The sequence below is a fragment of the Streptomyces inhibens genome (assembly GCF_022221585.1).
In the GTDB taxonomy this organism is placed as follows: domain Bacteria; phylum Actinomycetota; class Actinomycetes; order Streptomycetales; family Streptomycetaceae; genus Streptomyces; species Streptomyces inhibens.
Genome location: NZ_CP084681.1, coordinates 8,284,550 through 8,303,680 on the forward strand (window position 1 = coordinate 8,284,550; position 19,131 = coordinate 8,303,680).

At 72.1% G+C, this 19,131-nt stretch carries 13 protein-coding genes; 7 read left to right on the plus strand and 6 right to left on the minus strand.

Going from position 1 to position 19,131, the window contains the following annotated elements; all coding sequences use genetic code 11:
* Window positions 1–41: 41 nt before the first annotated feature.
* Entirely contained in the window at window positions 42–1,871 is a 1,830-nt protein-coding gene (locus KI385_RS37140; RefSeq protein WP_238576416.1) for an alpha-L-fucosidase, read from the minus strand.
* A 333-nt stretch (window positions 1,872–2,204) separates the two neighbouring features.
* Here KI385_RS37140 and KI385_RS37145 point away from each other — a divergent pair, with 333 nt between their 5' ends.
* Window positions 2,205–3,767, plus strand: a complete 1,563-nt coding sequence (locus KI385_RS37145) for an AMP-binding protein (protein WP_238576417.1) — start codon at window positions 2,205–2,207, stop codon at window positions 3,765–3,767.
* Window positions 3,768–3,800: 33 nt separating this feature from the next.
* Here KI385_RS37145 and KI385_RS37150 read toward each other — a convergent pair whose 3' ends face one another.
* Window positions 3,801–4,643 (minus strand): nitroreductase/quinone reductase family protein, encoded by an 843-nt coding sequence (locus KI385_RS37150; protein WP_238576418.1) that lies wholly within the window; start codon window positions 4,641–4,643, stop codon window positions 3,801–3,803.
* 492 nt (window positions 4,644–5,135) lie between these two features.
* Here KI385_RS37150 and KI385_RS37155 point away from each other — a divergent pair, with 492 nt between their 5' ends.
* Entirely contained in the window at window positions 5,136–6,371 is a 1,236-nt protein-coding gene (locus KI385_RS37155) for an ROK family transcriptional regulator (protein ID WP_238576419.1), read from the plus strand.
* A gap of 152 nt (window positions 6,372–6,523) precedes the next feature.
* Entirely contained in the window at window positions 6,524–7,675 is a 1,152-nt protein-coding gene (locus KI385_RS37160) for a glycoside hydrolase family 88 protein (protein WP_238576420.1), read from the plus strand.
* A gap of 156 nt (window positions 7,676–7,831) precedes the next feature.
* On the opposite strand, the gene KI385_RS37165 is transcribed toward KI385_RS37160, so the two are convergent.
* On the minus strand, window positions 7,832–9,940 hold the full coding sequence (locus KI385_RS37165) for an alpha-galactosidase (RefSeq protein WP_238576422.1): 2,109 nt from the start codon (window positions 9,938–9,940) through the stop codon (window positions 7,832–7,834).
* Between the two features lie 127 nt (window positions 9,941–10,067).
* Here KI385_RS37165 and KI385_RS37170 point away from each other — a divergent pair, with 127 nt between their 5' ends.
* The 3 genes from KI385_RS37170 (at window position 10,068) to KI385_RS44290 (ending at window position 13,319) form a co-directional block, all read left to right on the plus strand.
* Window positions 10,068–10,409 carry a DUF1330 domain-containing protein gene (locus tag KI385_RS37170; RefSeq protein ID WP_238576423.1) on the plus strand — a complete coding sequence of 114 codons (342 nt, stop codon included), beginning with the start codon at window positions 10,068–10,070 and terminating at the stop codon, window positions 10,407–10,409.
* A 224-nt stretch (window positions 10,410–10,633) separates the two neighbouring features.
* Window positions 10,634–12,715, plus strand: coding sequence for a restriction endonuclease (locus KI385_RS37175; RefSeq protein WP_425357020.1), 2,082 nt, complete (start codon window positions 10,634–10,636; stop codon window positions 12,713–12,715).
* A 283-nt stretch (window positions 12,716–12,998) separates the two neighbouring features.
* Window positions 12,999–13,319 (plus strand): hypothetical protein, encoded by a 321-nt coding sequence (locus KI385_RS44290; protein ID WP_342593493.1) that lies wholly within the window; start codon window positions 12,999–13,001, stop codon window positions 13,317–13,319.
* Between the two features lies 1 nt (window position 13,320).
* On the opposite strand, the gene KI385_RS37185 is transcribed toward KI385_RS44290, so the two are convergent.
* The 3 genes from KI385_RS37185 to KI385_RS37195 all read right to left on the minus strand — a co-directional run bounded on the left by KI385_RS37185 (window position 13,321) and on the right by KI385_RS37195 (window position 17,744).
* Window positions 13,321–15,636, minus strand: coding sequence for a glycosyl hydrolase family 95 catalytic domain-containing protein (locus KI385_RS37185; RefSeq protein WP_238576426.1), 2,316 nt, complete (start codon window positions 15,634–15,636; stop codon window positions 13,321–13,323).
* A gap of 297 nt (window positions 15,637–15,933) precedes the next feature.
* Window positions 15,934–16,737, minus strand: a complete 804-nt coding sequence (locus KI385_RS37190) for an alpha/beta fold hydrolase (protein WP_238576427.1) — start codon at window positions 16,735–16,737, stop codon at window positions 15,934–15,936.
* A gap of 59 nt (window positions 16,738–16,796) precedes the next feature.
* A complete protein-coding gene (locus KI385_RS37195; protein WP_238576428.1) occupies window positions 16,797–17,744 on the minus strand; it encodes an aminoglycoside phosphotransferase family protein in 948 nt (315 codons plus the stop codon).
* 109 nt (window positions 17,745–17,853) lie between these two features.
* Here KI385_RS37195 and KI385_RS37200 point away from each other — a divergent pair, with 109 nt between their 5' ends.
* A complete protein-coding gene (locus KI385_RS37200; RefSeq protein ID WP_238576430.1) occupies window positions 17,854–19,023 on the plus strand; it encodes a CapA family protein in 1,170 nt (389 codons plus the stop codon).
* The last annotated feature ends 108 nt before the right edge of the window (window positions 19,024–19,131 follow it).

A 19,131-nucleotide genomic window follows, 5' to 3' on the forward strand; every position in this document is an offset into this window, starting at 1 on the left:
ATTTCCCGCCCGCCGGCAGGTACCGTCCGCCCGGGCCGCGGTCAGTCGGCGTAGAGCTGACGTTGCGGCACGATCTGCCGGGACTGGCTCGGGCTGGACCACAGCAGCTTCATATGCGCCTCACCGGTCCGCTCCGTGTAGTCGATCCGGATGCTGTGCCGGTGGCCGGCCTTGAGGGTGACGGTCCCCTTGTCGACCTTCGGGCCGTGCGGGGTGGCACTGTCGATCACCGGCTTGCCGTCGATCCACAGCCGCACGGTGTCGTCGGAGACCGTGGTGAAGGTGTAGGTCTCGTCGAAGCGGGGCTGGACGGTGCCGGTCCAGCGGGTGCTGAAGTGATCGGCGGGGATCTTGGGGTCCGGCGATCCGTCGAAGCGGTAGGACTTGTTCACCGTCGGATCGACGGCGGTCACCGAGGGCGGGCCGGAGAAGGAGTCGTTCGCCCAGCTCTGCGCCGTCAGCCCGCGGCCGCTGCCGGCGGGTGCCGCGGCCGGCGGCTTGATCGTGAGGCGGATGACGCTCGCGATCGGATCGGTGGCCGCGCCGGACGGGGTGAGGTCGAAGCCGTCGCCGGACGGGGCGACCTTCACCTGCTGGGAACTGCCCAGCACCCGGGCCGAGGCGATCTCGAACGGCTGCTCGGCGGTGAGGTGGAGGGGTGTGCCGGCCGCGGGCCAGGAGGTGACGGAGGCGTACAGCACGTTGCCGCGCCGGGAGACCGCGCCCCAGGAGGGGTCGGCGACCAGCCCGGTGTGCCCGGCCCCGTACACCGCATCGCCCTGGCCGTGCGCGCCCAGCCACCGGCCGGCCTCACGCAGCCGGTCGACGGACGGCTGCGGGATGCGCCCGAGCTTGTCAGGGCCTACGTTGAGCAGATAGTTGCCGCCGCGGCTCGTCACATCCAGCAGATCGCGGACGACCGTGGCGGGCGCCTTCCAGTTGGTGTCGTATCTGGCGAAGCCCCAGTGGTCGTTGAGCGTCATACAGCTCTCCCACAGCTGACCGTCGACCGGCTCCGTGGGGATCTCCTGTTCCGGTGTGCCGAAGTCGCCGTCGACCACATCGCGCTTGCCGACGCGGTTGTTGACGATCAGACGCGGATTCAGGCCGTGCAGATACGCCTGGAGATCGCCGCCGTCCTGGCGCGACCAGGAATTGGTGGGGTTGTCCGCGTCCCACTCGCCGTCGAACCACAGCAGCGCCGGGTCGTAATTGTCGATGAGTTCCTTGAGCTGGCCGTACATCCGCTTCTTGTAGCGCGGGAAGGTGGCCGGATCGGCGAAGTCGGGGTCGTGCCAGTCCCAGATCGAGTAGTAGAAGCCGAGCTTGATCCCGGCGGCGTCGGCGGCCTTCTTCAGCTCGGCGAGGATGTCGCGGTGCGGGTCGAAGGAGGAGTGGTCGCGCAGGTTCCAGGTGTTCTGCTTCGTCGGCCACATCGCATAGCCGTCGTGGTGCTTGGACGTGATGACGATATAGCGCTGTCCGGCGTCCTTGGCCGCCCGGACGATCGCCTTGGCGTCGAAGGCCGAGGGGTTGAAGGTGGCGGCCTGCTTCTCGTACGCCTCGTCGGGGATCATGCACTCGCGCTTGATCCACTCCGCGTTGCGGCAGACCGTGCCGTCGGGCCGGGTGTACTCGCCCTCCAGGTTCGAGTACGCGCCGAAGTGGATGAACATCCCGAAGCGGTCCTGGCGCCACCACGAGGTGCGCGATGAGGTGAACGGGTCGTCCGTCGCGTGGTTGGTGCCGGGGCCGGCGGCGGGTCGCGGCGGGGGTTTCGCGGCGGCCACGGGGCTGCCGGCCGCCAGCAACAGCGCGCCCAGCGCGCCCACAACTCCCAGCATCCGGAACGGTCTTGTGCGGCTGTGCATCGCTCGCTCCTCGGGTCAGTTGGTCACTACGTGCCTCCTGTGCCACCCCGCATGGTGCAGGCGCCGGCGCCCGGACCGGAAGACCCTGGACGCGATAAACATCGGAGCATCTGACGGGAATCGGCCGGGAAGTGGGCAGGAAGCGGCCGGGAGTTGGGGGAGTCGACGGGAGGAGAGGCTGAATACCTCGGACCTAAGGAGGGTCGTTGGGGTGGGTGGCCGAGATGCGTAGCGTCGGCTTCCGCGGACGCGGGCATCCAGGCCGGTGGCCTGGAAAACACCTGGAGCGGGCTGTTTCAATGAGCGAGCCCGGTCGCACTCACTGGAGGCACCATGGAAGCCGTCGCCCCGTCCGCCGTCGGCGCCCCGGCGATCCGCTGCGCGGGTCAGGAACGCGACTACCCGACCTTCCTCGAACGTGCCGCGCGGACAGCAACCGGACTGCGCCGGATGGGAGTTGAGCGCGGTGACCGGATCGCCGTCGTGCTGCGCAACGAGCCGGCCCATCTGGAGATCACCACCGGGGCCGCGCTGCTGGGCGCCTCCGCCGTGCCCGTCAACTGGCATTTCCAGCATGACGAGTTACGGCATGTGCTCACCGACAGCGGCAGCAAGGTGGTCTTCGCGCACACCGACCTGCTCGACGGGGTGGCCGCCGTGCTCCCCGACGGCGTACCGATCGTCGAGGTCCCCCTCCCCGCCGGTGTGGCGGCCGCCTGTGGCATCGCCGCGCCACCGCCCACCGGGCGGTACCCGCTGCTCGACCGCTGGTTGGAAGGCTGCGAACCGCTGGACCGGGCCGCCGGGGACCACCCGCCCACCGTCATCTACAGCTCCGGAACCACCGGACGTCCCAAGGGAGTTCTGCGCGAACCCGTCGCCCCGGACCGGCTCGACGAAGCGGTGCGGCTGTTCCTGGAGTACTTCGCGGTCGCGCCCGGCGGCCGTACGCTCATCCCCGCGCCGCTCTACCACGCGTCCCCCAGCCAGCACGCCGTCCTGGCGCTCGCGGCCGGTCTGGACATCACTCTGATGCCGCGCTTCGACGCCGAGGAGTTCCTGCGGCTGATCGAGGCGCACCGCATCGAGCAGGTGCAGGTCGTCCCCACGATGTTCGTACGGCTGCTGCGACTGCCCAACGACGTACGCGCGCGCTACGACCTGTCGTCGCTCAGCTCCGTCGTGCATGCCGCGGCGCCCTGTCCGCCGCATATCAAACACGCCATGATCGACTGGCTGGGACCGGTGCTGCGCGAGTACTACGGCGGCAGTGAGACCGGCGCCGTGACATGGTGCGACAGCGCCGAGTGGCTGGCCCACCCCGGCACCGTGGGACGGGCCACCGGAAGCTGTGGGGTCGCGATCCTCGGCCCCGGCGGCAGACAGCTGCCGACCGGCGCGACCGGCGATATCTACCTCAAACCCGCCGACGAATGGCCGCAGTTCACCTACCTCGGCGACCCGGACAAGCGCGCCGCCATGGAAGCGCCGGGCCTGCCCGGGTACGTCACCATCGGCGACATCGGCCATCTCGACGCGGACGGCTACCTCTACCTCAGCGACCGCCGCAACGACATGGTCATCTCCGGCGGCGTCAACATCTACCCCGCGGAGATCGAGGGCTGTCTGCTCGCCCTCGACGGGGTCCGTGATGTGGCGGTGTTCGGCATCCCCGACGAGGAGTTCGGCGAGGTCCTCGCCGCGCATCTGCAGACCGAACCCGGCGTGCTGCTCAGCGCCGAGGCGGTACGCGCCCATGTCGGTGAGCGGCTCGCCGGGTACAAGGTCCCCCGAGCCGTGGTCTTCGAGGAGCGGCTGCCGCGCGACGAGTCGGGAAAGCTCTTCAAACGGCTGCTGCGGGACCCGTACTGGGCGGGTCGGGACGGCGTGATCTGAGCCCGTCGTGACCCGCCCGGCGACCGCCTCGGCTCAGCAGGCGCCCGCCCCGTCGAAGACCGGGATCAACTGCTCCTCCTCGTAGGTCAGATGGCGCTCGACCTCGTCCGTGAGGCGCTCGACCTCGGAGAGCACGAGCTGGGGATCCGCGCCCTCCGCGGAGATGACCCGCTGAAGTTCGGCGAGGAGGACGGCGAGCTTTTCGTGTTCCTGGCGCATCCGCTCCAGGGCCGGCCCGAGTTCCGGATGGTTCCGGTCGAGCATCGGGAACATATGGGTGTCCTCACCGGTGTGGTGATTGTGCAGGCCCTGGCACAGGGTCAGGCAATTCACCCGGAGCTGGGCGCCGAGGCTGGGGCCTGATTCGGCTATTTCCCTGCGGATCAGGGCGAGTTCGCGCCGGAATCCGTCGTGGACCGCCTTGAGGGCCGCACCCGGCGAAGATGCGGTGATATTCGGCGGCCCGCTGGGGATTTCCTCAAGGGCGACAACGGGCAGTACCCGCGTCGTCTTTGCCTGGTACTCCGACCACCCCGGGTCGGCCTCGGCCGCGCGGGCGAAGGCCTGGTCGCGTTCGGCGCCTTCCAGGACGACGGCCTGCGCCTCGTAGGTGAAGACACCGGCTTCGACCGTGACGCGGGGGTTGGCGACCACATTGTGATACCAGGCCGGATGCTTCGGCGCGCCGGCGGCCGAGGCGATGACCAGGACACGTCCGCCGTCGGGGAGGTAGCCGAGCGGGGTGGTGTGCCGATTGCCGGACCGGGCGCCCGTGGTGGTCAGCAGAAGCAGCCGGCCGCCCTCGAAGGGGCCGCCGACGCATCCGCCGTTGGCCCGGAACTCCTCGATGACCTGTTGATTGAAATCCATCGGCATGTGCTGTTTTTCTCCAGGGTTGGTGAAGGCACAGGCCCGCGAAATGTGAGCGGGCATGGCGAAGAAGCCCGGTGGACGAGCGGGTCAACCGCTCGCCGGGCAGGGCGAATTGATGGCGAATGATCGCTCGCATCGGCCGCGAATCGTCCACGGGATCGCGAGATCGACCGTGGTGGTGAATGCGGTGCTGAATGCGGTGGTGGCGAATGCAGGCGTACGACGCATGCATCGAAAAGGCGCGGAACGCGCTTACTGTGAAAGGGAGGAGGGGCGGGGCTCTGGTCGCCCGCCGCGCGGTCACGTGGTGACCGGGAACCTCACTCGCTTTTGGCCCATGGCCGACCCGGTAGTCACGGAGTCAAAGATAATGCCCCGCACGGGCGGAAGCAACGCGGACCGGCTTGCCGATCTGGTCCAGTCCAACTCCTTGACACGCTTCTGACGCGTCTCGAATTATGTGGCGCCGGGGAGACCGAGGGACAGGAGAGGTCCATGGGCGCTGCCCAGCGACATGCCACCACCCGCGATCTACGGCGCGGAAACCGCTCCGTACTGCTGTGGTCCCTCTACTTCGACGGACCACTGAGCCGTCAGGAACTCGGTGCGCGTACGGGGCTGAGCGGCACCACCGTTTCCACCGTCACCGCCGAACTCCTCGCCGAGGGCCTGGTGGTGGAGGCCGGCGCGGTCGACTCCGACGGCGGGCGGCCGCGCATTCTGCTCCGGGTGGCCCCCGACCGGCACTGCGTCATCGGTGTGGACGTCGGCGAGACCAGGGTGCGTGTCGAGCTGTACGACCTGGCCATGAACGAACGGGCCAGGGCCGACCACCCGTTGGAGAGCGGCCGCTATGACGTCGGTCCGGTGGTCGAGCGGATCCTCGCCGGTCTGGACGAGGTGATCGCGGCCGCCGCCGTCGACCGCGCCGACATCCTCGGGGTCGGCGTGGCGGTGTCCGGTGTCGTCGAACGCGCCGGCGCAGGCGAGGGCGGTGCCCTGGTGCACGGGCAGACCTTCGACTGGCATGCGGTACCGCTCGGCCGGCTGCTGCGGGAAGGCACCGCGGCCCATCCGGGCACCGATCTGCCGCTGCACATCGAGAACGGTGCGACGACCCTGGGGCAGGCCGAGATGTGGTTCGGCGCGGGCCGCGGCGCCGACCATGCCGTGATCGCGCTGATCGGCTCCGGCGTCGGTGCCGCCGTCGTCGCCAACGGCAGCTTCTACCACGGCGCCACGAGCAGTGCGGGGGAGTGGGGGCACACCGTCCTCCAGGTCGGCGGGCGGCGTTGCCGCTGCGGTGCCCGTGGCTGTCTGGAGGCGTATGTCGGTGCCGAGGGCATCCTGGACCGCTACCACCAGGCCCGCCGCGGCCGGCCCGCGCCGGGGGTCGATGAGGAATCCGCGCTGGCCGCCCTCATCGCCGGCGCGGAGGGCTCGGCCGCGGCCCGCCGGATCCTGGACGAGACCGCCGTCTACCTCGGCGCGGGCATCGCCAACCTGGTCAACCTCTTCAATCCGCGGCGGATCATCCTCGGCGGCTGGGCCGGGCTGCTGCTCGGCGCCCGGCTGCTGCCGCAGATCCGTGCGGCGGTTGCCGGGCAGGCGCTGCGGCATCCGTACGAGCGCACCAGCATCGAGCTGTGCCGGCTCGGTCCGGACGCGGTGGCGCTGGGTGCCGCGACGCTGCCCGTCGAACGGTTCCTGGCGGCCGGCGGCACCGTCTGAAGCCTCAAGCCCCCTTCCGTAAGCCGGAGTTGGCTGTCACGATGTCCCTCGCTGCCATCACATGAAAGAACATCGTTCATATACGTAAATCTCTGAGTGTGCCGGCTTGCCTGGCCTGTCTGCCTGAACTCCCGTCCCGGAGGGGTGTGTTCATGGAACGTCGGCAATTCCTCGCCACCGGCGCCGCGCTGACCGCCGGCACCGCGCTGCCACTGTCCGCGCACTCGGCCGCCGCCGCGACCGGCCGCCGGCCGCACGACCGGCTGCCGGCCCGCGCCGAGATCGTCGCCGTACTGCGCAAGGTCGCCGACCACTGGATCGGTGCGCACAGCGACCCCGGGAACAACCAGTGGGCGCGCGCCACGTTCTTCAGCGGGCTGATGGCCCTGCACCGCCTCACCCGCGAGCCCCGCTACCTCGCCTATGCGCGCGGCTGGGCGGAGCGCCATGCGTACGGGCTGCACAACGGCGTCACCACCCGGCACGCCGACGACCACTGCGCCGGCCAGGCGTACCTCGATCTCTACGCGCTGGACGCCGCGCCCGACCAGGCCAAGATCGCCGCCATCGAGGACTCGCTGCGGCGGATGGTCGACACCTCGGCCGACAAGCACGACGACTGGTGGTGGGACGATGCGCTGCACATGGCGATGCCGCCGTTCGCCCGGCTCGGCGCGCTGCGCGACGACCCCGCCTACTGGGACGCGATGCACGCGCTCTACACCCACACCAAGAGCGCCGAGGGCGGCCCCGGCCTCCACGACCCCGACAGCGGCCTGTGGTACCGCGACAAGCGGTTCCTGCCCGGCGGCATAGCGTCCCCCCATGGCAGGCCCGTGCTGTGGTCGCGCGGCAACGGCTGGGTCGCGGGCGCCCATGCCAAGGTGCTCGCCGTCCTCCCGGACACCTTCGCCCCGGTCCGCGCCTACCGCGCCACGCTCGTCGGGCAACTGGCCGCGCTGCGCGCCGTCCAGCGGACCGACGGGTTCTGGAATGTGAACCTCGCCGACCCCGCGCACCTTCCGGGCCCCGAGACCAGCGGCACCGCCTTCTTCACCTACGGGACGGCGTATGCGCTGCGCGCCGGGCTCGTCCCGCGCGGCCTCTTCCGCCCGGTCGCCGCCCGGGCCTGGAACGCGATGGTGGACACCGCCGTACACCCCGACGGCTTCCTCGGCCATGTCCAGAACGTCGGTGACCGGCCGGAGTCCAGCCAGCCGGTCACCTACGACTCCACCGCCGACTTCGGTGTTGGCGCCTTCCTGCTGGCCGGCACGGAGCTGGTGGCGCTGGGCGACGGCTGACGGCCCGTCGGCCGGCCGCGCGGTCACTGCTGGGGCAGCACCACCGCCTTGACGGAGGTCGCCTCGCGGGCCTTCCCGGGCGGCGGACTCACGCCGCGCGCAGATTGCGCGACTCGACCTGCATGACCGGCCGGCCGTGCTCGGTGAGACATTCTGTTATCGCCGTACGGCCTCCAGCAGCACCAGCCGCTCCGGGAACAGCGTCGGCGCCTGCACCCCCACCTCGGCCAGCACCCGACCCGGCAGCGTCACGCCCTTCTCCCACCACGGCAGCGCCGAGGTGAACGGCCCCTCCGGGCGGTCGCCCGGCGCGAGCGGCGACAGGCGGTAGTCGGCATCCGGATCGAGGCCCGGCAGTCGCACCCGCCCGGCCGGCGACTGCACACTCGTCGCCATCTGCACCAGCGCGAACACCCCCCGCCCGCCGTCCTCGGCCACCACGCCGTGCACCCACAGCGCCGGATCGGGATGATCGCCACGCACCACCGTCCCGCTGTGCAGCAGCGGCCGCAGCGCGCGATGGAGCGCCACCCACTCGGCCAGCCGCTCCCGCTCCGCCGCGTCCGCCGCCGCCAGATCCCACTCGATCCCGAAGTGGCAGAACAGCGCCGTGCCCGCCCGGAAGTCCAGCGTGTGCCGCCGCCCCGTCGTATGCGCCACCGGCGCCCCCACATGCGCGCCGAGCAGCTCCGGCGGCAGCAACAGCCCGGTCCAGCGCTGGATCCGCTGCCGCTCCAGCGCATCGATGCAGTCACTGGTCCACACCCGGTCGGTGCGCTCCAGCACCCCCAGATCCACCCGGCCGCCGCCTGACGAGCAGGACTCGATCTCCACATTCGGGTGCCGGGCGCGCAGTTCGTCCATCAGCCGGTAGACGGCCGCCGTCTGGTGATGCGCGGCCGCGTCCACCAGATCGCGGTTGTGGTCCCACTTCAGGTGGTCGATGCGGTACTCGCGCAGCAGGGCGTCCAGCCGGCCGAGGACATAGCCGTACGCCTCGGGGCGCGCCAGATCGAGGACCTGCTGATGGCGGGAGGCGGGCGGCAGCCGCGCGGGGGAGGCGGCCAGGATCCAGTCGGGGTGCGCACGGGCCAGATCGGAGTCCGGGTTGACCATCTCCGGTTCCACCCACAGCCCGAACCGCAGCCCCAGCCCCCGCACCGTGCCGATCAGCGGATGCAGCCCGTCGGGCCAGACCTCCTCGTCCACATACCAGTCGCCGAGCCCGGCCCGATCGTCCCGCCGCCCGCGGAACCACCCGTCGTCCAGCACGAACCGCTCCGCCCCCACCTCGGCCGCCGCCCGCGCCAGCCCTTCCAACGTCGCCGGATCCTGGTCGAAGTAGACCGCCTCCCAGGTGTTGAGGGTGACCGGCCGAGGTGAGGTGGGGTGGCCGTCGCGGGTGCGCAGATGGCGGTGGAAGCGGCCGGCCAGCTCGTCCAGGCCATGGCGGCCGTAGGAGCCGTAGAGCCAGGGGCTGCGGTAGGTGTCGCCGGGCGCCAGCCGGATCTCGCCGGGCAGCAGGAGTTCGCCGCCGGCCAGTACGGCATGCCCGGCCGGGGTGCGCTCGGCGAGCGAGCGGTGGTTGCCGCTCCAGGCCACATGCAGGCCCCACACCTCACCGGACCGGAAGCCGAAACCCGCCACCCCGACGATCTGCAACAGCGTCGCGTCGCTGCCGGTGCGCCCGCGCCGGTTCTCCCGCAGATGGGTACCGAGCGTGAACGCATGCCGCTGCGGTGCGCGTTCCCGCAGATGACGGCCCGTGAGATCGAGGATCTCGGTGGCCTGCGCGGGGACCGGGAGCGCGGGCGCCAGCTCGGTGAGGTGGTACGGGGTGTCGCCGGTGTTGGTGACGGCGGCGCGCAGCCGTACCAGCCCGGCGTCGGTGAGCCCGAGTTCCAGCGTCAGCGCCAGGCCGCCGTCCCTGTCCACCGCCTCGACGGTCAGCCGGCGGTCCGCCGCCCGTACGGACCTGGTGCGCACCGTGAAAGCGGGCGCGGCGGCGGAGCTGTCGCGATGGCCGCTCAGCCCCGGGGTGCCGGGCCAGCCGGCGGACTGCTGCGGCAGCACGCTCAGCGGGACCGGCTCGTCCGGTGCGTTGGCGACGGTCTGCGCGACATCGGCGGTGCGCAGCCCCGCCAGCCGGCCGGGCGCACGCTCACCGAGGTCGGCGCCCCAGTGCGTGATGCGCGGCAGGCCGGTTCCGGACAGATCCAGCACCAGGCTGGTGCCGGCGGCCCGGAAGTGCAGGAGGTCGTCCATGACGGAATCCCTTCGTGGAGAGCCGGAGGAGGTGCGTGATGACCTCGGAGGTAATCGACCCCGATGGCGCCGGCTGGAAACGTGGACGGCAACGCAACCGCCGTACCGCACCGAGAAAGGCCGCCCCATGAGCGCGTTCGCCATCGCCCACCTCCGCCCCGCCGACCCGCACCCGGACATCGCCGTATACCTGGAGCGGATCCAGGCGACCCTGGACCCCTTCGGCGGACGGTTCCGGGTCCACAACGCCGTGGTCGAGGTCAAGGAAGGCAGCTGGCCCGGCTTTGTCGTCGTCATCGAATTCCCCGGCATCGACGAGGCGCGGGCCTGGTACGACTCCCCCGAGTACCAGGAGATCCTGCCGCTGCGCACCCGGCACATCGACGGCGAAACGGTCCTGGTCCCCGGCGTCGGACCGGACTACGACGTCTCGGTGACGGCGGCCGCCAGACGGGCCGAAGCCGCCTAGGGCCTGTCCGATGGGTCATGGCCGGGCCCGCGGCCCATCGGACAGGCCCTAGCACCCGACCGGCGGACCAGGGCCGGACAGGCCCCCGAACTCCGGCCGGACTGTTCTCGTCCCCCCACCGGCCCGGCATCTCCCGCCCCGCTACAGTCGGATGAACAGCGCAGGTGAAACCGCTTCCACAGGGTTCCGGGGGCAGGTGCCCCGGGGGGAGGACACAGATCGACATGAGCCGCCGTTCCCATGGATTAATGGCCGTCTGGGCCGAGGCGCAGCGCCAGCAGCAACGCCGGGAGGAAGCCCAGCGCCGCGCGTATGTCCAACACCAACGCGACCAGGAACGGCAGGCACGGGACGCAGAACGCGCCATGGCGCGGATGCACCGCGAGCGGCAGGCGGCCTACCGGCAGCAGCGGGAGGCCGACGCCCGCCGCCGCACCGAGGAACTGGACGCCCGGGTCGCCGCGCTGACCGGCCTGCTCGCGGACGGCTGTCGCGCCCCCGCCTTCACCGCCTCCGCGCTGCTGCGGCCCGAGCGCATCGAGGAGTTCGCGCCCGGCGCCCTCGCCACCCCGCTCCCGATGCCCGACCCGGCCCGCTACCAGGCGCCGCCCGGCGGCTGGCACGTCGGGGCCGCCCGCCGTGACCGCGCCCAGGAGGAGGCCCGCGCCCGTTACGAGCAGGACTGGTACGCCGCGCAGGCCGCGGAGAGCCAGCGGCAGGCCCAACTCGCCGCCTACCGGCAGCAGTACGACCAGTGGGCCGCGGGCGCACTGGCCGAGATCCGGCAGCACAACGCCGGCATCGAGGAGCTGCTGTCCGGGCTGCGCAACGGGGACGCGGAGGCGGCCGTCGAGTACTTCTCCGCCGCGTTGTACTCCTCCACGGCATGGCCGGAGGGCTTCCCCCGTCAGGTCGCCGCCGCCTACGACCCGATGGCTCGTCAGCTCGTCCTGGACTGGGAGCTGCCCGGCTACGACATCGTTCCGGAAACCAAGTCCGTGCGGTACATGCCCACCGCCGACCAGGAGAAGGAGACCGCCCGGCCGGCCGCGCAGCGCCGGGCGCTCTACCGCGATGTGCTGGCCCAGAGCGTGCTCCTGGTGCTGCGCGACCTCTTCGCCGCCGACACCTTCGGCACCCTGGAGTCGGTGGCGCTCAACGGCTTCGTGGACGATGTGGACCCGGTCACCGGCCGCCCGGCCCAGGTGTATCTCGCGACCGTCTTGGCGCCCCGCAGCGCCTTCGACGCGTTCCATCTTGAGCAGGTCGGCGCCGTGGAGTGTCTGACCGAAGGGCTGCGCGGGCAGCTCGCCGCGCGCCCCGACCAGCGGACCGCGGTGCGCCCCGGACGGCTGCCGGGCGATGTCGGCGGCGGGGTCGTCTCGCACGGCAGCGAGAGCGAGCCGGATCTGTACGAGATGGACCCGATCGCCTTCGAGAACCTGATCGCCGAGCTGTTCCGTGCCATGGGTATGCAGGCCGTGACGACCCAGCGGTCCGGCGACGGCGGGGTCGATGTGGATGCGCTGGACCCCGACCCGATCCGCGGCGGCAAGATCGTGGTCCAGGTCAAGCGCTACCGCAACACCGTCCCGCCGACCGCCGTCCGGGACCTCTACGGCACCGTGCAGTCGGAGGGCGCAAACAAGGGTGTGCTGGTGACGACCTCCCGGTTCGGCCCCGGTGCGCACACCTTCGCCAACGGCAAGCCGCTCAGCCTGATCGCCGGCCCCGAACTCGTCGATCTGCTCGGCCGGTACGGACTGCGCGGCCGGCTCGGCGCGGCCGCCCCGAACGGCTCCACCGCCGCCGACGAGGCGCCCGACCACAACATCCTCGGCATGAACTGGTCCGGCGACGTGGCCCTCGATGTCTGCGCCCTGGTCTGCAAGGGGACCACGGTGCTCAGCGACGACCACTTCGTCTTCTACAACAACCCGCGCACCCCGGACGGTTCGGTGCGGATGCTGCCCGGCTTCGCCCCCGACCGCGCCGCGATGCAGGTGCGGTTCGAGGCGCTGGCGGCGGACGCCGACCGGCTGGTCCTGGTCGCGGCGATCGACCCCCAGGTCAACCCGGACGCCGACCTCGCCGGCTTCACCGATGCCCGGATCCGGCTGCTGGACGCGTCGGGCGAGGAGCTGGGGCAGCTGGAGGTCTCCGACGGGCGGCGCGGCGAGACCGCGCTGGTGCTCGGCTCGTTCCGGCAACGGGTGGGCGGCGACTGGGACTTCGTGATCGGCGGCAAGGGCTTCCCCGGCGGCCTGGAGGCGCTGGTGCAGGAGTACGGCATCGAGGTCGCCTGAGGAGGAAGCGGGCGGCGGCGGGGTCGGTTCCCGGGGCGCTCCGGCGGGTCCGTACGGGCCCGTCACGAGGACGGCCCCCAGCGCGGCGCCGGCTCGTTCGCCGCGACCGGCGCGATCCGCGGCACGGGCCGGTCGCCGCGCGCGGTGCCCGACCGGTTCCAGGGTGAACTGCCCGATCGGCAGCCGGGCCGGCCCGAAGAGCGAGCCGAACTCCGGCCGGTGGTCCTGCACCTCGCTGTGCTGGACGTTGAAGCGCACGGCGTTGGCGTCCGGTTCCTCGTAAATGCCCGACCCCGGGCGGGCGTTGCCGAGGAACGGGCCCTCGCAGCAGGTCTTCGGCATCCGCTGCCGTACGAGGTCCGCATCGGCGAGGACGCTCACCCAGGGGTCGGCCGCCGACTCCGGGGCCGCCGCGGCCACCGCCTCCGGCGCGACGGCGGCCATCCCGGCCGCACCGGCGGCACTTGCCGCACCGGCGGCACTTGCCGCACCGGCGGCACTTGCCGCACCGGCGGCCGGCGCGACACCGAGGACGCTTCTCCTGGAGGGGGCGGGGGAGCCGGAGGTCGAGTCGGAGGTCGAGTCGGAGGGGGGTGCCGGCTGATTCACGACGGAAGCCCCCAAGGCTGCGTGGGCCCGGAGGCCGGTACGTCCCGTGGGCCGGAGTCCGGATCGGTGCCCGGCGGCGCGATGAACGCCGTGGCGCCGCGCGGCAGACGGACGGCGATCCGGCCCTGCCCTGCCGGCTTCCACGGCAGTGGCCTGCCGCGCTCGTCCCGTACCGTGACCGCGCCCCTGATGCCGTGTTCGAGCACCAGCGGCGCGCCCGCCTCGCTGTGCACCCGGATCCAGCGGGTACGGCCCGCGGACCGGTCGGCGTCGACCAGGAACGCGCCCTGGGCGCGCAGCGTGGCGAAGGAGACATCGGACCAGCGCCGGGAGACGGAAGGGAAGACCTTCAGCACCCCGCCATGGCTCTGCAGCACCATGTCGAGCATCGACTGCACGGCCGCGAGCGGGCTCTCCAGCGCGAAGTTCTTCCCTTCCCGGTACATGGTGTTCTCGGTCAGCTGACAGTCGGCCACGGTGTTCCGGTCGGTGAAGAACGTCAGCAGGTCCAGCGCGCGCTCCGGCTCGCCCATCACCGACGACATCGACGAGGACACCGCATAGCTGTAGCCGCGCCAGGCGCCCCGCATACCCGCCCAGTGGGCGAAGCTCTTGCGCATCAGCTCCCGGTCCGCCGGCCGGTCCCAGACCTTTTCGCGCAGGGGGTAGAGCCACAGCAGGTGGGAGTGATGGCGGTGCGACTCGGCGAGCGGGACACCCGCGCCGATCATCACGCCGTCGGCGGGGTCCTGCGCGTAGGGCACCAGCCCGGTGGCGATCTCGTGCCAACGCGGGGCGCGCGGGTCGTCGATGCGCAGCGCGCGGGCCGCGTCGAGCAGGGTGCGGGCGGCCCAGCGGATCAGGGCCAGGTCATAGCTGCAGTCGGCGGCGTCGGCGTACTCGGGGGAGCGGGTGGTGGGCAGATGCAGAGAGCCGTCGCTGCCCTCGTACAGGAAGTGGTCGTAGAAGTTCAGCGCTCCGGCGAGAACCGGGAGGAGCACGTCGCGCAGGACGGCACGGTCCATGGTGTGACGGTGGGCGAGCCAGACGTTGTGCAGGCCCCAGGTCAGATTGCCGAAGTTGTCGGAGATCCGGTCCGAGCCGGGCACGCCCACGGTCCATTCGCCGGGCCGCAGATGCCAGTCGGAGGGGTGGCCGAGGGCGTAGGTGCGGCCGTCGCGGTACGCGGGCGGTACGGACAGCGGCAGATTCTCCTCGAAGCGGCGGAACGCGCCGGTCACCGAGTCGAGTTCGAGGTGATTGGTGCCGAGGTAGGCGGTGGAGGCGATCTGGACGTTGAGGTTCCACCACAGGGCGGTCCAGTTGTTGCCGACCTCCGGGAACCACGGCCCCCACTCCGACAGGGCGGGGCCGTCGGCGCGGGTGGCCGAGCCGAGCTTGTAGAGCTGCCCGAGGGAGAAGCTCTGCAGCCGCTTGTCGGGTACGGACAGCAGGCTGCGCCGGTGGTAGGTGTGCCACCACGTGCGGTGCCCGGCGATGAGCCGGTCGGGGTCGGCGGCCAGGGTGTCGGCGACCGCGCGGACCGCCTCCTGTGTCGTACGGGCCGGGTCGCCGGGGGAGCGGTAGACGAGGTGGGCGGCGAGGAGCCGGGCGGTGCCGGCGCGGCGCTCGCGCCAGGCGGTGGTCCAGCCGCCGCCGGCCAGCAGCGGCTGCTCGACGAAGTGTGTGGCGTCGGGGGCTCCGGTTGAGCCGGTACGGGGAGCCGGGTTGGGGGTGTAGTCGGCGGGCTTGCCGCTGGTGCGGGTGGTGGCCGCGGTCAGCCAGGTGAACGACCAGGCGGCGTCGGCCTCCCCCGGGCTCGGCCGGGTGGAGATCAGCAGCGCGGAGCGGGTGGTGTGCACCAGGGCGCTGAGCCGCACACTGCCGCGGGTGGTGGTGACGGTGCCGCGCAGCTCCGCGTCCCACAGGTCCAGCGTCCAGTCGACGCCGGTCACGGCCCCGGCCAGGGTGAGGGTGAAGTACCCGACGGGCAGCCGCGAGTAGCCGATCCCGGCCCGCCACCGGCCGCGCCGGTCCTGCACCTCGGTGTGGCTGACCATCACTTTCAGGGTGTGGGGTGTGGGGCCCGCGTAGATCTGGCAGCCGAGCCGCCCGTCGGCGAGGAAGGGCGCCTGCTGCCAGCCGGTCGGCAGGGTGCGCCACCGCATCGCGGCGGCGCGGACGGCGGAGGCGTACGGGTCCGGGCGGCCGGCGCCGCCGGTGGCCCAGGCGGCGCCGGGCCCGGCGAACCAGGCGCCCGCGGTGCCGGCAACCGCCGCACCGGTGAAGGCTCTTCGCGAGAGATGAGTCATGTAGGCGCCTCCGGTTCTCGTCCCTGAACTCCTCCCGCATAGTGCAGCCGGCCTCGGGCTTGCGGAAGCCCCCCGGCGCCAAATACATCGGATGACGGCGCGCCAAATGCTGCGGGAGTCGGGGCAATTACGGGATCGCCCGTGCGCTGGCGTGCGGATACCTCGGATGTCAGGGCGGGGCGTCCGGATACCTCGGATGTCAGGGCGGGGGTGTCCGGACCTTCGCCGTACCGGACGGTGCGGCGAAGGCGGTGGCCTCGCCCGGCCTGACCTACCGTCCGCTGGGCGCGGCCCGCCTCAGCTCTGCCACATCCGGGTGAGGACCGCGTTCACCGCGTCCGGGCGGTCCTGGTGCGGGGCGTGGTCGGCGCCTGCCACCCGGACATGGCGGGCGCCGATCATCTCGGCGAGATACTCCCCGCAGGCCACCAGCGCATTCCCGGTGAATTCCCGGTAGTCGGGGTGCGCGGTCTCCCATGTCCCGTTGATGACGGTCTTGGGCATGGTGGCCTTGGCCAGCGGCCCGAGCGGCAACTGCGCATCCCATACGGGCCGTTCGCGCATCGCCGACCGCACCGCACGCAGCAGATGCGGGGTCGTCTCCGGCATCGGCAGGCCGTACGGCTCGGTGGACCGCCGCAGATGGTCCTCCGGGCTCAGCTCCTCCTCCACGCCGCCGAACGAGGCCCGGATCCGCTCCAGCGCCGCCGCCACGACGGGGTGCCCGGCCGCGGTGCGCAGCGGGGACGGCTCGATGAGGGTGAGCGACTGCACCGCCTCCGGACGGGCCGAAGCGGCCAGCATCACGGCGGCGGCGCCGTAGGAGTGCCCGACCAAGTGCGCGCCATGGCCGAGGAGGTGGCATACATCCTCGGCGTCGATCGTGTAGTCGCTGCGCTCGATGTCCGGGCTGTCGCCGAAGCCGCGCCGGTCGACGAGTTCGAGGCGGAACATCTCGGCCAGCGGCCGCTGCCCCGCGAAACAGTGGGTGCCCCAGCTCATCGTGCCGTGCACCAGCACCGCCCGCGGCGCACCGGGCGTCGCCTCGTCCCACACCGTCACATGAAGCGGCTCACGGCCCCGAAAAGGTTCCTCGTTCATGCGCCCTCAGCCTAGGACCGGCCCGCCCGCCTGCCAGCCCCCGATCGCCCCCTCGAAGGTCACAATCCGGCCAGCTCCGCCAGTACCTGAATTTCCGTCAACTCCTCGGCCCCGCCCTCCACATCGTCGTGATCGGCGCTCCACAGCGCGCTCTCCACACCGCGCGCCACCGACCACGCGAGCAGCCGCGCCGGATCCTCGCCGAGAGCCTCGGCGACCAGTGCGTAGCGCGCACGGAGCACCGGCCGGGGGTCCGGGTGGGCGAAGGGGTCGTCGATCTGCATCAGCAGCGGCCACGGGTCGTACGCCGGGTCGCCGACCATCGGCTTGGCGTCGATGGCCAGCCACGGCCGGCGCTCGGCCGCGAGTACGTTGCCCGGGTTGAAGTCGCCGTGCACCACGACCTCGCGGGCCGCCGTCGACGGCAGCTCGCGCAGCAGATCGGCGCCGAGCGCCACCAGCCCGGGGTCGTAGCCGGGCCGCAGTCGCAGCATCCGCTCCTGGAGGATGTCGGCCCACTCGGCGCACACCACCGCCACCCGCTCCAACTCACCGTCGGGTGGGGTGGGCGCCGCCCACAGCTCACGCAACAGACCTGCGGCAAGGGCGAGTTGCCCGGTCGGCGGCAGCGCGGTCCGCCCGAGCTGGGTGCCGGGGGTGCACCGTTCGAGCAGCAGCGCGCCCCGCTCGTGGTCCCGGCGCAGCAGCCGTACGGCGCCGTTGCCGCCCCAGGCGTGCAGCGCGGGGCCCTCGCCCTCCGCCTCGCGGTGCGGCCAGGCCACCTTGAGCACGGCCGGTTCGCCGTCGGGCCGCTCGGCCGGCGCCACCCAGGAGCAGCTGCCGCCGTGGAACGGGGCGCCGAGCCGCAGCTCCCAGCGCTCTTCCACCTCCCGCACGATCCCCGGCAGCCGGTCGAGCCAGGCTCGCCCGGAGGCGGTCCGCCCCATCTGCGCCACCACCGGGAGGCCGGCGGGGAAGCGGTCGGTGTCGTACGGAGTGTGCGCCATCCGGGCAGCGTAAGGGGGGCCGCGGCTGTCGTGGGGCCGTATGGGGGAGAGCGACAGACACCGGCGTATGCGGGCAATTCCCACCATAATCGGCTGATATCTGTCGAGCATGAGCGCGTACACACGGTATGCGGCAGCCGTCCTGCTCGCCGCGCTGGCCATGGGGTGCGGTGGCCCGCACTCCGTCCCGCGACCGGTCCCGCGGCCGACGCCGGAATCCACCTCGCGCGCCCACGCGGGCGCCCCCGTCGCCGGGTCCACCGACCGGCTGTCCTTCACCCTGGTCGCCTCCGGGGACATCCTCCCGTCCCACCCCGAGGTGCTCGACACGGCGCAGGACGACGCACCCCATGACGGCTACGACTACCGGCCGATGCTCAAGGGCGTGAAGTCGGTCATCTCCTCCGCCGATCTGGCGCTGTGCCATCTGGAGGGGCCGCTCGGACCGCTGGCCGGACCCTTCACCGGCTACCCCGTTCTCCAGGCGCCGCCGCAGATCGCCACCGCACTGAAGGCGACCGGCTACGACTCCTGCGCCACCGCCTCCAACCATGCCCTCGACCATGGCGTCCCGGGCGTGCGCCGCACCCTGGAGGCGCTGGACACGGTCGGGTTGCGGCATACCGGCTCGGCCCGCGACGCCACCGAGGGCGCCCGCCCGGCGTTGCTGCGGACGCCCGGCGGCGTACGGGTGGCCCAGCTCTCGTACACCTATGGCACCGAAGGCGGCCGCCGCTCGGGGATCGCACCGTGGACGGTGAATCTGCTCGACGAGAAGAAGATCATCGAGGATGCGCGGGCGGCCCGCCGGGCCGGCGCCGATGTCGTGGTCGTCAGCCCGTACTGGGGCACGGAGTACCGCACCGCGCCCGATGCGCGGCAGCTCCGACTGGCCCGGGCGCTCACCGCCGCCGAGACCGACGGCCGGCCCGACATCGACCTGATCGTCGGCACCCACGCGCACACCCCGCAGCCGTACGAGAAGGTCAACGGCACCTGGGTCGTCTACGGCCTCGGCGACCAGATCTCCGGCGTCATGAAGCAGCCGCGCGGCAACTGGGGCACCATCGCCCGCTTCCGGTTCGAGCCGCCCGGCCGGCCCGGTGAGCGCTGGCGGGTCACCAAGGCCGAGTACATCCCGCAGCTGGCCGAGCGGGAGCCACGGGTGCGGATGCGCAATCTCGCCACGGCCGACGGCCACCGCCAGGTCCGCAAGAAGATCGGCAAGGCGGTGCTGAGCCGGGGCGCCGCGGCCGACGGGCTGACGATGGGGAGCTGATCCCGCGGTCCCCACAGGCGCCGCGCCCTCCTCGCGTACGCCCCGCCGCCCCGGTGTGAAACCCTGGTGAAGCACCACATCGGCCAGGCCAGGGAAGGAACCGGAGGG

What these genes read in the sequence shown, in the direction of transcription:
- KI385_RS37160 (WP_238576420.1), top strand. Translation starts at nt 6,524, where the DNA reads ATGGAACGTCGGCAATTCCTCGCCACCGGCGCCGCGCTGACCGCCGGC.
- KI385_RS37195 (WP_238576428.1), bottom strand. Translation starts at nt 17,744, where the DNA reads ATGGCGCACACTCCGTACGACACCGACCGCTTCCCCGCCGGCCTCCCG.
- KI385_RS37165 (WP_238576422.1), bottom strand. Translation starts at nt 9,940, where the DNA reads ATGGACGACCTCCTGCACTTCCGGGCCGCCGGCACCAGCCTGGTGCTG.
- KI385_RS37170 (WP_238576423.1), top strand. Translation starts at nt 10,068, where the DNA reads ATGAGCGCGTTCGCCATCGCCCACCTCCGCCCCGCCGACCCGCACCCG.
- KI385_RS37150 (WP_238576418.1), bottom strand. Translation starts at nt 4,643, where the DNA reads ATGCCGATGGATTTCAATCAACAGGTCATCGAGGAGTTCCGGGCCAAC.
- KI385_RS37145 (WP_238576417.1), top strand. Translation starts at nt 2,205, where the DNA reads ATGGAAGCCGTCGCCCCGTCCGCCGTCGGCGCCCCGGCGATCCGCTGC.
- KI385_RS37185 (WP_238576426.1), bottom strand. Translation starts at nt 15,636, where the DNA reads ATGACTCATCTCTCGCGAAGAGCCTTCACCGGTGCGGCGGTTGCCGGC.
- KI385_RS37155 (WP_238576419.1), top strand. Translation starts at nt 5,136, where the DNA reads ATGGGCGCTGCCCAGCGACATGCCACCACCCGCGATCTACGGCGCGGA.
- KI385_RS37140 (WP_238576416.1), bottom strand. Translation starts at nt 1,871, where the DNA reads ATGCACAGCCGCACAAGACCGTTCCGGATGCTGGGAGTTGTGGGCGCG.
- KI385_RS37190 (WP_238576427.1), bottom strand. Translation starts at nt 16,737, where the DNA reads ATGAACGAGGAACCTTTTCGGGGCCGTGAGCCGCTTCATGTGACGGTG.
- KI385_RS37200 (WP_238576430.1), top strand. Translation starts at nt 17,854, where the DNA reads ATGAGCGCGTACACACGGTATGCGGCAGCCGTCCTGCTCGCCGCGCTG.
- KI385_RS37175 (WP_425357020.1), top strand. Translation starts at nt 10,634, where the DNA reads ATGAGCCGCCGTTCCCATGGATTAATGGCCGTCTGGGCCGAGGCGCAG.
- KI385_RS44290 (WP_342593493.1), top strand. Translation starts at nt 12,999, where the DNA reads ATGCCCGACCCCGGGCGGGCGTTGCCGAGGAACGGGCCCTCGCAGCAG.